Here is an 11762-nt window from a genome sequence, read left to right as displayed (position 1 = left end):
GGACTCCATGACCACCGTCCCGCGGCTGAGCCTCGGCCTCCCGGTGTACAACGGCGAGGAGTACCTCGCCGAGTCACTGGACGCGCTGCTCGGCCAGACCTACGAGGACTACGAGCTGATCATCTCGGACAACGCGTCCACCGACGCGACCGACGAGATCTGCCGCCGTTACGCCGAGAAGGACTCGCGGATCCGCTACGTCCGCCAGCCGAAGAACATCGGCGCGACGCCGAACCACAACTTCGTGTTCGACGTGTCCCGCACCGAGCTCTTCAAGTGGGTCTCCCACGACGACCTCTACGCCCGCGACCTCCTGAAGCGCTGCGTCGAGGCGCTCGACGAACGCCCGGACGTCATCCTCGCCCACTGCGACCAGGCCATCATCGACGGCGACGGCCGCATCGTCCAGCCGCTCCAGTACACGCTGAACACCGGCTCCCGGCACGCCCCGGACCGCTTCCGCAGCATCCTGTTCGAGCCCGGCGGCGACGACTTCTACGGCGTCATCCGCGCCGACGTCCTCCGCCGCGTCAAGCCGCTCGACAGCTACCACCACGCCGACCGCACGTACTCGGCCGAGATGGCCCTCCACGGCCCCTTCTACCAGGTGCCCGAGCTGCTGTACTTCCGCCGCGACCACCCGGGCCGCGCGGAGCGGGCCAACCCGACCATCCGGAGCCGGTGCGCCAACCTCGACCCGCGGCGCGCGGACCGGCTCCGGAATCCCACCGTCCGCCTGGTCGGCGAGTACATCGTCGGGTTCGCCGACCTGATCAGGCGAGCGCCGATCTCGGGTGCCGACAAGCGCGAGTGCTTCCGGCACCTCGGCAGCTGGCTGACCGACCGCGCGCGCTCCGGTCACGGCGAGCGCGTCGAGGACCGCGCGCCGACCGCCTCCGACGTCGCCACGGTCAACGAGATCGTCGCCGGCCGGGAAGGCAGGCTCGCGTGAAGCGTGCCCCACGCGTCGGCGTGTTCGGTCTGCTCGGCTCGGGGAACCTCGGCAACGACGGTTCCCTCGAGGCCGTGCTCGGCTACCTGCGCGCCGAGTACCCGGACGCCGTGCTGGGCGCTTTGGTGGGCGGCCCGGAGATCGTCCGCGAGCGGTACGGCCTCGACACCACACCACTGCACTGGAACCAGTCCGAGTACGAGACGGCGTCCGGCCTCCGGTCGGTCGTCCTCAAGGGACTCGGCAAGCTGGTCGACATCGGCCGCACGGCCGCCTGGGTCCGCGAGCAGGACGTCGTGATCGTGCCCGGCATGGGCGTCCTCGAAGCGACGCTTCCGTTGCGCCCCTGGGGTTTTCCGTATTCGCTGTTCCTCCTCTCTGCCACGGGAAAGCTCTTCGGGACGAAGGTCGCGCTGGTCAGCGTCGGCGCCAACGAGATCAGCGCACGGGCCACGCGAACGCTGGTCCGCTGGGCCGGCCGGCTCGCGGCCTACCGCTCCTACCGCGACGACATCTCCCGCGACGCGATGCGCGCCATGGGCGTCGACACCGGCCGCGACCAGGTGTACCCCGACCTCGCGTTCTCCCTTCCCACCCCGGACGGCGACGGCAGGCCGGGCACCGTCGGCGTCGGCGTGATGGCCTACTACGGCGGCAACGACGACCGCGCCGAAGCCGACCGGATCTACCGCCACTACGTCGACACGATGAACCGTTTTGTCGCCTGGCTCGTTGACCAGGACAGACCGGTCCGGCTGTTCATCGGCGACCAGATCGACCGGCAGGTCGTGGACGAGATCATCGAGAAGACCGCTTCCCCGCTGGTGACGGCGGCCTCGGCGGAGACCCTGGACGAGCTGATGCACGAGATGGCCGCGGTGGACCGCGTGGTGGCGACGCGCTACCACAACGTGCTCTGCGCCCTGAAGGTCGCGAAACCGACCGTGGCGATCGGGTACGCGCCGAAGAACGACGTCCTCATGGCGGAGATGGGGCTCGGCGGTTTCACCCAGCGGGCGAAGACCGTCGACTTCGACCGTCTCGTCGAGCAGTTCACCGAACTCGAGAACCGCTCGGCCGAACTGCGCCAGACGCTGCTGGAACGGAACGAGATGAACGCGCAACGGCTCAAGGACCAGTTCGCCGCCCTTTCGGCGGCCCTCTTCGGGGGTGGGCGATGAAGGCCATTCCAGTGCCCGAAATCGAGGGCGTGTACCTGTTCGAACCGACCCCCCACGTCGACGAGCGCGGCTTCTTCAGCCGCACCTTCGACCGTGCGGTCGTCGCGTCGGTCGGGATCGACCCGGACGGCTTCGCCCAGGACAGCCTTTCCCGCTCCCGCAAGGGAGTCGTGCGCGGGATGCACCTGCGCGGCGGGGCCGGCGAATCGAAGCTCGTGCGCTGTTCACACGGCGCGATCTTCGACGTCGTGGTGGACCTCCGACCGGATTCCCCGACATTCCGAAACATCAAGACTTTCGAACTTTCGGGTGAGACGCAGGTTTCCGTGTACATCCCCGCGGGGTGTGCGCACGGATTCCAGTCACTCACAGATCCGTCCGACGTCTCGTACCGTATCGATCGGGCGCACAACCCGAACGAAGACATTACGATTTCGTACAAAGACCCTGAATTGGACATTTCCTGGCCACTGTCGGTCACACTGGTGAGTGACCGAGACGAACGTGCGCCGTCTCTCGGAGAGGCGTTGAAACCAACGAGGTGACCCCCATGGGAACGAACTTGCCCCGCTCCACGACGGCGAACGAGCGGCTGCACCGGGTCATCCCGGGTGGTGCGCACACTTACGCCAAGGGCTCGGACCAGTATCCCTTCGAGATGGCCCCGGTCATCTCCCACGGCCGCGGCGGCCACGTCTGGGACGTCGACGGCAACGAGTACATCGAGTACGGCTCCGGGCTGAGAGCGGTCAGCCTGGGTCACGCCCACCCCCGGGTCCTCGACGCCGTCCGCGGCGAACTGGACAAGGGCAGCAACTTCATCCGCCCGTCGATCATCGAGGCCGAGGCCGCCGAGCGGTTCCTCGTGAACATCCCGACGGCCGACATGGTGAAGTTCACCAAGAACGGCTCCGACGCCACGACGGCGGCGGTGCGGCTGGCCCGCGCCGCGACCGGGCGCAAGCTCGTCGCGAAGTGCGCCGACCACGCCTTCTTCTCGACCGACGACTGGTTCATCGGCACCACGCCGATGAACGCGGGCATCCCGGACGAGACGACCGAGCAGACGGTGTCCTTCCCGTACGGCGACCTGCAGGCCGCGCAGGAGCTGCTGCAGCGCCACGACGGCGAGATCGCGTGCATGATCCTGGAGCCGGCCGCGGCGGTCGAACCGCCACCGGGGTACCTGCAGGGCCTGCGGGAACTCGCCACCCGCCACGGCGTCGTGCTCGTCTTCGACGAGATGATCACCGGCTTCCGCTGGTCCGCCCACGGCGCGCAGGGCCTCTACGGCGTCACCCCGGACCTCTCGACCTTCGGCAAGGCACTCGGCAACGGCTTCGCCGTCTCCGCGCTCGCGGGCAAGCGGGAGCTGATGGAGATCGGCGGGGTGCGCACCGACCGGGAGCGGGTGTTCCTCCTCTCGACCACCCACGGCGCCGAAACCCACTCCCTCGCCGCCGCGATGGCCGTCATGGACGTCTACCGCGACGAGGACGTCATCGGCCGCATGCACGCCCTCGGCGACCGGCTCGCCGCCGGCGTCCGCGAAGTCGCGGCCGGGATCGGCGTCGAGGACCACGTCGTCGTCCGCGGCCGGGCCAGCAACCTGGTCTTCGGCACGCTCGACGAGGAAGGCAAGCCGTCGCAGCCGTACCGGACCCTGTTCCTGCGCGAGCTGATCTCCGGCGGCGTGCTCGGCCCGTCCTTCGTGGTCAGTGCCGCGCTCACCGAGGCGGACATCGACAAGACGATCGACGTGGTCGCCCAGGCCTGCACGGTCTACCGCAAGGCCCTCGACGCCAACGACCCCACGCCGTGGATGGGCGGGCGCCCGGTGCAGCCGGTGTTCCGCAAGTACGCCTGACCCGAACGGCCACGACCCGCCCGGTGCCCGGTCTCGACCGGGCACCGGGCGGTTCCGTCTCCACGGAAGCACGCCGGTTCGCCGCCCCGGGGAGCCGGATTCACTCCTTGGGTCCGATGAGGACACTGCAGGGTGACTGTCTTCCCGCCCGATCGTGCGTAGCGTCCTGCCATGGGCAGATCTCGTGCGTTCCTCGTTGGTGCTTGCTCGCTCTTGATCGCCGTGGCCTGCCCGGCGATCGCGCGGGGTGCCGACGGGCCGGAGCCGGTGTGCGATCACCAGCCCGTGGCGTACGAAGAGGCGCCCTCCGGAGCGGTCTCCGTCGATCCGGGCGTCGACGGGGACCTTTCGGCCAAGACGGCGGCGAACCCGCCCGGCACCACGTTCTGGCTCCGCCCCGGCACCCACACTCTCGGCACCGACGAGTTCGGCCAGGTCGCCCCGAAGGACGGCGACGTCTACCTCGGCGCGCCCGGCGCGATCGTCGACGGCCGCGGCGTCAACCGCGCGGCGTTCACCCAGCGGGCCCGTGACGTCGAGATCAGGAACCTGACGATCCGCGGCTTCGCGGCCCTGCAGGACCAAGGTGTGGTCAACCACGACTCCGGCAACGGCTGGCTCATCGAAAACGCCACCATCGAAGACAACGCCGGCGCCGCCCTGATGGCCGGCGCGGGCCAGGTCGTGCGCCACAGCTGCCTGCGGAACAACGGCCAGTACGGGCTCAACGCGTACCAGGCCGGCGACGGCATCACCGGGCTCGTGCTGGAGGGCAACGAGATCACCGGCAACAACACCGGCGACTGGGAGACCAAGGTGCCGGGCTGCGGCTGCAGCGGCGGGGCCAAGTTCTGGGCCGTGAACGGCGCCGACGTCCGCGGCAACTGGGTCCACGGCAACCACGGCGCCGGTCTGTGGGCCGACACGAACGACAACGACTTCCTCGTCGAAGACAACCTCTTCGAGGCCAACGACGCCGAGGCGCTGTTCTACGAGACGAGCTACAACCTGGTGCTGCGCGGCAACACCTTCCGCGGAAACAGCCTGGTTCAGGGCCGCGCGTTCGCGGCGCGCGGCGACAACTTCCCGGTGGCGACGGTGTACCTGTCGGAGTCGGGCGGCGAGCCACGAGTCCCGGCGCGGACGTCCGCCATCGACATCAGCGGGAACACGTTCGCCGACAACTGGGGCGGGATCACGCTGTGGGAGAACGCCGACCGCTTCTGCACCAGCCCGGCCAACACGTCTTCGGGCTACTGCACGAAGGTGGCTTCCCCGTCTTCGTGCTCGGCGGGCACCATCGCGAAGGCGCCTGCCTACGGCGACTGCCGCTGGAAGACGCAGCGTGTGGAGATTCACGGGAACACCTTCCGGTTCGATCCCGCACGGCTCGGGTGCACGAGTCTCTGCGGGCGGATGGCCCTGCTGTCGAACTACGGGACGTTCCCGGACTGGTCGCCCTACAAGGGAACCGTGGTCCAGGAGGCGATCACCTTCCAGCAGGACAACCGGTGGCACGACAACTCCTACGCGGGGCCGTGGACCTTCGTCGCGCATGACACCTCCAGGACGGTCGATCCTGCGGGCTGGCGGGCGGGCCCGTACTCGCAGGACGCGTGTTCTTCGTTCGACGGTGGGTCCGCCGGTTGCTGATCACGACTGTGACAGCGAGGTCCGACACTTTTCTCGAACAGTCACGACAGTGATGACGATTTCCCTTGGCGCACAAGGGAAAAGTCGCGACCGGTAAATTCCGGACACCGGTAGATCACCCGTTTCAGCGATGGTGTTCGCACGGGTGTTCGGTACCGTCGGAGACATGGCCACCCCGAGCCCCGTCTCCGAACCCCTCCGCCGCGACGCGATCGACGTCGTGGTGTTCGACGCCATGGGCGTCCTCTACTCGTGCGCCGATGACGTCGGCGAGCTGCTCGTCCCTTTCCTGCGCGGCAAGGGATGCGTGCTCGAACGACGTGACATCGACGACCTCTACCACGCCTGCAGCCTCGGCAAGATGTCCTCCGCGGACTTCTGGGCGGCGGCGGGCGTACCCGGCGCGCCGGACGACGAATACTGCCGCGGCCACCGTCTCACCGACGGCGTCGTCACGGTGCTCGCCGAGCTCGACACCACCGGCGTGCGACTCGCCTGTCTCAGCAACGACGTCAGCGAATGGTCGAAGGTGCTGCGGGAACGGTTCGGGCTCGCCGAATACATCACTGACTGGGTCGTCAGCGGTGATGTCCGCGTACGCAAACCCGATCCCGAAGCGTTCACCGGCCTGTGCCGGGGGCTCGATGTGGTGCCGGACCGCGTCCTGCTGATCGACGACCGCGCGGAGAACGTCATGGCCGCGCGGGCCGCGGGCCTGCAGGCGCTGCGGTTCGGCGCGGCCGGTCTGTCCACAATGGAACAGTTGCGAAGAGAGCTCAGACCGTGGTGAACCGCGAACTCGGCTCTCCCCGCAGCCGCCCGGAGGGCAGCCGCCGGTTGCAGAGCACCAGCAGGAGATCCTGGGCCGCGCCGGTGAGCGGCGTGCCGGTGCCGTACGACCAGTCGAGGTCGTCGGCGCGCAGGCAGATGTCCGTCAGATCGGTGCCGAAGTACTTCACCTGCTTCGGCTTGAGACTGTTCAGGATCACTTCGAGCCGGTCCAAGGGCACGTGCCGGTCGAGGCTCAAGGCGGTCGTGATGTCGAGGCCGTGGATCACGTCGTGGCTCAGCGCGCCCTCCGCTCCCCCGCCCGGCGGCCGCCAGGGGTCCTCGGCGTTGTCGCGCAGCGAAGCGATGAGCGCCTCCCGCGACAGCTCGGCCGCCTCGCGGCGGGCAACCCGGTTCGCCATGTGGTTGAAGCGGCCGGCGGACTTCAGCATCTCGCGCGCGAACCGGCCGGTCGACATGCGGAACGGCATCGTCAGGTGGGCGACCACCTCCGGCACACGCCAGCCGGCGCACAACGTCGGCGTCGCCCATTCGGTTGGGGACAGGCCGTCGAGCACCGCGGCCAGGTCACGGCGTTCCGCGGCGATCAGGTCCTGGATCATCGGGGTCTCCTTCGTGAGTCGGTCACCCCACCGACGAACAGGTCGGGCGAAGACCGACACCCCTGTGGAACCGATCAGCCGGACGGCCGGGCTCTCGTCAGAGACGGTCCGCGACGCGGTCGACGACCCACGCCGTCGCCGGGACCACCGCCAGCGCGGCGCAGAAACCGCCGATCGTGTCCGTCGGGTAGTGCGCGCCCAAGGCCACCTCGGCCCAGCCCATCGCGAGCCCGGCGACCACGGCCAGGACGAGCAGGAGTGTCACTGCCGCGGTACGGCCCAGGTGCAGGCGGTCGGCCACCAGCAGGCCGATGACCAGCGCGAGCGCCGTCGCGAGGGCCGTGTGGCCGCTCGGATAGGAGAGGAACTCGCCGTGGATCGTGCGGCCGACGATCGGCTTGAGCACCGTCGTCACCGCGACCGTGGCCAGGACACCGAGCACGGTCAGCACCGCGATCCGGACCCGGTGGGCCAGGAACCCGGCCAGGGCGATCAGCGCGACCAGGATCGTCGACCCGACCGGCTCGCCGCCGAAGTCGAAGATCAGCGCCACGTACCGCCACGGCGGCCGGACGCCGTCGACCGAGGGCAGCACGGCCGCGTCGATCCCGGTCAGGCCGGAGTCGTGGAAGTGGAGAATGCCGAGGGCGACGAGCACCGCCGTCGCGAGCGCGCCCGTCATCGCCAGCGGGGTGCGCAGCGTGGCTGGCAGGGCCACGGGCGCGGTCCGGACGAGCTCCCTCACCCGTGCGCCTCGATCGCCGCCTGGTACCCGGAGATCAGCCGGTCCAGCCCGACCTCCGGGGTGAAGTCCTTCTCGTACCGGACACGGGCCGCGTCACCCATCTCCCGGTTCCGGTCGCCGACCACCTCGCGCAGCCGGTCCGCGAGCGAGGCCGCGTCGTTCGGCTGGTGCAGGAGGCCGGTCACGCCGTCCTCGACCAGTTCGGGGAACGCGCCGTGGGCCGCCGCGACCGTCGGCACACCGGCGGCCATCGCTTCGACGACCACAAGGCCAAACGCCTCCAGCCACGTCGACGGGGCCACCACAGCCAGGGCGTCGGCCGTCAACGCGCGGCACTCCGCCTTGTTCCGCAGGCCGACGTACGACACATCGGAGCGGCCGTTCGCCCAGACAGCGACCTCGTCCTGCATCGGGCCGGTACCCGCGATGACCAGCGGCACGCCCAGGGCGCCGCCGAGCCGGTCCCAGGCCCGCATGAGGAGCCCGACCCCCTTCTCCTCGGTGATTCGGCCGAGGAAGAGCACATGTGTCCCGTCGCCGGTGCGGCGGACGCCGGGGTCGGTGACGAAGTTGTGCTTCACCGCCATCCGCTCGCCGGGCATGCCGGCCGACACCAGGAGGTCACGTTGAGCCGCCGAAATGCAGAAGAACCGGGAGACGCCCGTCCACCACCGGCGGCGGTTCGCGACCATGCTCGCCGCCATCGGCACCGTCGCGGCGCTCGAGCCGCGGTAGCAGCCGTGCTTCACCGCGGGCAGCGGTGAGCCGCCGACGCACTCGGTGCAGATGTGGCCGTCGCGGTGCAGGGTGCCCGGTGGGCAGACCATCGTGTAGTTGTGCAGCGTCGCGACGGCGGGCACGCCCGCGTCCGCGCAGGCCGCGACCACCGACGGCGACAGCAGCGGGAACGTGTTGTGGATGTGCACGACGTCCGGGCGCGAGGCTCGCAGCCGGGCCGCGAGTTCCTTCCGCACCGCCGGGTTCCACGGGACCATCAGCGGGACGGCCGCCTTGCGGGGCAACGGCATCTGCGCGATGTCGTCGCTGCGGCGTTCGAACAACGAGACCTTGTGCCCGCCCTCGGCGAGCAGCGACACCTCGGCGTCGACGACGTTGTTCTCCCCGCTCGGCTGCTCGGACCGGTATCGGTTGTGGACCACGAGCACCTTCACGCGCCTGCACCTCGCACGCTTGCCCCCTTCGACGGGATGAATGCTTCTTCGTCGGTCTGCGGCGTTCCCCGCACCAGCAGCGAGGCGGCCAGCGCCAGGTGCAGCAGGTACGGCGACGCGTCGCCGAGACCGGCTTCGGTGTAGGAGGCCGAAATGCAGTAGGTGATCAAGAAGATCGCGCACGCGCGAGCCAGTGACGGCGGGCGCAGCACCGCGACCACGACCAACGTGAGGAGGAACGCGGCGACCAAAGCGATCCCGACGAACCCTTGCTCGTGGTAGATCGCGAGCCAGCTGTTGTCGATGGGGAGGCCGTCGTAGGACTTGTCCGTCAGGCCGACGCCGAAGATGTACTCCGACGTCGTCCGCGGAGCCTCGAGCAGCGCGTCCCACACCTTCGCGCGACCGGTCAGGCTGGAGAAGTTGTCCGCGCTCTGACCGCGGAGGAACCACGCCTGCAGCGCCCCGGCCAGCACGATACCGGCGACGCCGCCGATGCCCGCCGTCCAGGCGAACACCTTGCGGGCGCGGGCGCTGGTCAGCGCCATCGACAGGAAGGCCACCAGGAGCCCGGCGATCAGGCCGAGCGTCGCCGTGCGGGTGTGCGTGAGCAGCAGCAACCCGAGCACCGGCACCACGATGACCACCGCGCTGCGCCACGTCGTGCGGCGGCCGAACCAGAGAAGGAGCGTGAGTCCCGCGATGACCGCGGCGTATTGGCCGATCTGCGGCGGAGTGAGCGGCCAGATCGCACCCGAAAGCCGGCCGCCGTACTCCTCCGGCATCGCGTTGCCCGGCGAGACGACCAGGCCGATCGCGACCGACGCCAGCACGACCCCGTACGTCCGGATATGGGAGCGGACGAAGGCGAACCCGCCGTCCCACCAGCGGGTCAGCAGCCAGAGCGTCGACACGAACACGGTCAGCCGGAAGCACCGGAAGAGCGCACCCGCGCCTTCCTGCAGGTCGGCGCTGGCCAGGATGCTGGACAGCAGCAGCAACGTCAGCAGCAGCAGGTACGCGCTCGGCCGGATCCGCAGGTGCTTGTTCAGCGCCAGCGCGATCACGAAGGCCGTCATCAGCGAGCCCATCGTGACCAGCTGGCTGACCGAGCGCGGCAGCGGGATGACCGTCTTCGCGCCGGTCGAGCCGAGCGTGTTGATGATCAGCAGGGCCCACGCCACGGCCGCCCACTTCGGCGTCGCCGATCCGGGCTCGGTCACGGCCTCGCCGCGGATCCCCGCCGCCACTCCGGTCTGCGCCGCCATGTCAGCCCCCGCCCTGCGCGGTGAACGTGCTTCCGGTGTCCTGCGAGTACGGCGCGCCTTCCCACTCGCCGATCTCGACAACCCGGTCGGTGGTGTAGGGGATGAACGTCCACGGCCCGGCATAAGTGTTGTCGTGCCAGCGGTTGTCCTGCTTGTACGTGATTGCCTCCTGGACCACGTCACCCTTGTAGGGCGACCAGTCCGGGTAGGTGCCGAAGTTCGACAGCAGGGCCATCCGGCCGCACGAGGCCTGGCAGCCGACCACGGCCGGGTCCAGCACGAACTTGTTGTCGTGGATGTCGACGTGCTGGGTCTTCCAGCGGCAGTCGCTCAGCAGTGGCTGGGTGGTGATGGCCGGAGCGGCGCACGTCTTCACGTTCGGCACCAGCCGGGTGCAGTCGCCGGAGGAGGTGTTGGCCGGGCTGTTGCAGTACCGGTCGGCGTTCTCCCACAGCGTGATCCCGGACCAGTTGTTCTCCAGGTAGTTGCGGGAGATCTCCAGCTTCGCGGTGCGCGCCTTGATCCGCGGCTCGCCGCCGGACTCGGAGATGTAGATCGCCGGCGTCGGGAAGTTGTCACCCTTGTCGGCGTACTTGCGGCCGTCGACCCAGTTGTTCTTCCGGATCGTGTTGTCGCGGATGATCGCGTTGTAGCTGATCTCGTAGATGATCGCGGCGCTGTCGTTGTTCTCGATGAGGTTGCCCTCGATGAGGAAGTCGTTGTTGTTGGTGTCGGCCCACAGCCCGGTGCCGTGGTTGTCGTGCACCCAGTTGCCGCGCACGTCGGCGCCGTTGACGTCCCAGAACTTCACACCGCCGGTGCAGCCGCAGCCGTCGATCTTCGTTTCCCAGTCGCCCGTGTTGTTGCCGGCGATCTCGTTGCCTTCGACGACCAGCGCGGTGATCGGGGTACTGCCGGAGAAGGCGTTGATGCCGTACTGGCCGTTGCGGCGCAGGCAGTTCCCGCGCACCTGCTGGCGCGCGCCCGCCATCAGCCCGGCACCGTCGTTGTCCTGGATCGTGGAGTGCTCGATCAGCCAGCCGTCGCCCGAGTCGTGGTTGACGACGCCTTCGTCGCGAGGTGCCGCGAAGCCCTGCACGGTCAGGTAGGTGAGCTTGACGTTGGCCCCGTGCCCGGTGAACGCGTACTGGTTGATCTTCCGGCCGTCGAGGATCGCGCCGGGAGCGCCGATGTAGACGTCGCCGTCCTTCGGGGAGACCTGGTCGTACTTGTCGTCGCCGAGGACGTGCTTGCCCGGCTTGAGCCAGAACGTCGTGCCCGGGCCGGCCGAGCGGGTTTTCACGGCGAGGTCGTTCGGGACCGCCGGGTCGACGATCACCGCGCCCGCCGGCGGCGCCGTCGGGCCGGCCTGCTCCTTGTCGCAGACCGCCGCGACCGACCCGCTGGGAGCCGACGTCGCCTGGGCCGGGCCGCCGGTGTCGGGGCTGCTGGAGCACGCCGCGAGCGTGAGCAGCACGCCGAGCAGCGGAGCGGCACGGCTGAGTCGGGAGCGGCGGGCTGTCACGGGCGGGT

11 protein-coding genes are annotated in these 11762 nt (G+C 69.5%); 6 read left to right on the top strand and 5 right to left on the bottom strand.

Going from position 1 to position 11762, the window contains the following annotated elements; translation table 11 throughout:
• Positions 1-7 precede the first annotated feature (7 nt).
• The 6 genes from ACGFMK_RS04520 to ACGFMK_RS04495 all read left to right on the top strand — a co-directional run bounded on the left by ACGFMK_RS04520 (position 8) and on the right by ACGFMK_RS04495 (position 6443).
• Entirely contained in the window at positions 8-952 is a 945-nt protein-coding gene (locus ACGFMK_RS04520) for a glycosyltransferase family 2 protein (protein WP_392758363.1), read from the top strand.
• Positions 949-2133 (top strand): polysaccharide pyruvyl transferase family protein, encoded by a 1185-nt coding sequence (locus ACGFMK_RS04515; protein ID WP_392758362.1) that lies wholly within the window; start codon positions 949-951, stop codon positions 2131-2133. Before ACGFMK_RS04520 ends, ACGFMK_RS04515 begins: the two co-directional genes overlap by 4 nt.
• Positions 2130-2678, top strand: a complete 549-nt coding sequence (locus tag ACGFMK_RS04510; protein WP_392758361.1) for a dTDP-4-dehydrorhamnose 3,5-epimerase family protein — start codon at positions 2130-2132, stop codon at positions 2676-2678. The genes ACGFMK_RS04515 and ACGFMK_RS04510 overlap by 4 nt, the downstream gene beginning before the upstream one ends.
• Positions 2679-2683: 5 nt before the next feature.
• The gene (locus ACGFMK_RS04505; protein WP_392758359.1) at positions 2684-4000 is read left to right on the top strand and encodes a glutamate-1-semialdehyde 2,1-aminomutase; all 1317 of its coding nucleotides are present in this window, start codon (positions 2684-2686) and stop codon (positions 3998-4000) included.
• Positions 4001-4171: 171 nt separating this feature from the next.
• Positions 4172-5653 (top strand): right-handed parallel beta-helix repeat-containing protein, encoded by a 1482-nt coding sequence (locus tag ACGFMK_RS04500; protein ID WP_392758357.1) that lies wholly within the window; start codon positions 4172-4174, stop codon positions 5651-5653.
• Between the two features lie 166 nt (positions 5654-5819).
• The gene (locus ACGFMK_RS04495; RefSeq protein ID WP_392758355.1) at positions 5820-6443 is read left to right on the top strand and encodes an HAD family hydrolase; all 624 of its coding nucleotides are present in this window, start codon (positions 5820-5822) and stop codon (positions 6441-6443) included.
• On the opposite strand, the gene ACGFMK_RS04490 is transcribed toward ACGFMK_RS04495, so the two are convergent.
• From ACGFMK_RS04490 to ACGFMK_RS04470, 5 genes are all read right to left on the bottom strand, one after another.
• Entirely contained in the window at positions 6430-7044 is a 615-nt protein-coding gene (locus tag ACGFMK_RS04490) for a maleylpyruvate isomerase family mycothiol-dependent enzyme (protein WP_392758353.1), read from the bottom strand. The genes ACGFMK_RS04495 and ACGFMK_RS04490 overlap by 14 nt on opposite strands.
• A 97-nt stretch (positions 7045-7141) precedes the next feature.
• A complete protein-coding gene (locus ACGFMK_RS04485) occupies positions 7142-7789 on the bottom strand; it encodes a phosphatase PAP2 family protein (protein WP_392758352.1) in 648 nt (215 codons plus the stop codon).
• On the bottom strand, positions 7786-8961 hold the full coding sequence (locus ACGFMK_RS04480) for a glycosyltransferase (protein WP_392758350.1): 1176 nt from the start codon (positions 8959-8961) through the stop codon (positions 7786-7788). Before ACGFMK_RS04480 ends, ACGFMK_RS04485 begins: the two co-directional genes overlap by 4 nt.
• Positions 8958-10229, bottom strand: a complete 1272-nt coding sequence (locus tag ACGFMK_RS04475; RefSeq protein ID WP_392758348.1) for an O-antigen ligase domain-containing protein — start codon at positions 10227-10229, stop codon at positions 8958-8960. The genes ACGFMK_RS04480 and ACGFMK_RS04475 overlap by 4 nt, the downstream gene beginning before the upstream one ends.
• Before the next feature lies 1 nt (position 10230).
• Positions 10231-11754 (bottom strand): right-handed parallel beta-helix repeat-containing protein, encoded by a 1524-nt coding sequence (locus ACGFMK_RS04470; RefSeq protein WP_392758346.1) that lies wholly within the window; start codon positions 11752-11754, stop codon positions 10231-10233.
• Positions 11755-11762 lie beyond the last annotated feature (8 nt).

It is taken from the genome of Amycolatopsis sp. NPDC049252 (genome assembly GCF_043197175.1).
Taxonomy (GTDB): domain Bacteria; phylum Actinomycetota; class Actinomycetes; order Mycobacteriales; family Pseudonocardiaceae; genus Amycolatopsis.
The sequence above is the reverse complement of the archived record's forward strand: the minus strand, read 5'-3'. Positions and strand labels throughout refer to the sequence as shown.

Excerpts from the sequence above, each read along its gene's own strand:
- ACGFMK_RS04505 (WP_392758359.1), top strand. The coding sequence starts at position 2,684 with ATGGGAACGAACTTGCCCCGCTCCACGACGGCGAACGAGCGGCTGCAC.
- ACGFMK_RS04520 (WP_392758363.1), top strand. The coding sequence starts at position 8 with ATGACCACCGTCCCGCGGCTGAGCCTCGGCCTCCCGGTGTACAACGGC.
- ACGFMK_RS04475 (WP_392758348.1), bottom strand. The coding sequence starts at position 10,229 with ATGGCGGCGCAGACCGGAGTGGCGGCGGGGATCCGCGGCGAGGCCGTG.
- ACGFMK_RS04500 (WP_392758357.1), top strand. The coding sequence starts at position 4,172 with ATGGGCAGATCTCGTGCGTTCCTCGTTGGTGCTTGCTCGCTCTTGATC.
- ACGFMK_RS04490 (WP_392758353.1), bottom strand. The coding sequence starts at position 7,044 with ATGATCCAGGACCTGATCGCCGCGGAACGCCGTGACCTGGCCGCGGTG.
- ACGFMK_RS04510 (WP_392758361.1), top strand. The coding sequence starts at position 2,130 with ATGAAGGCCATTCCAGTGCCCGAAATCGAGGGCGTGTACCTGTTCGAA.
- ACGFMK_RS04495 (WP_392758355.1), top strand. The coding sequence starts at position 5,820 with ATGGCCACCCCGAGCCCCGTCTCCGAACCCCTCCGCCGCGACGCGATC.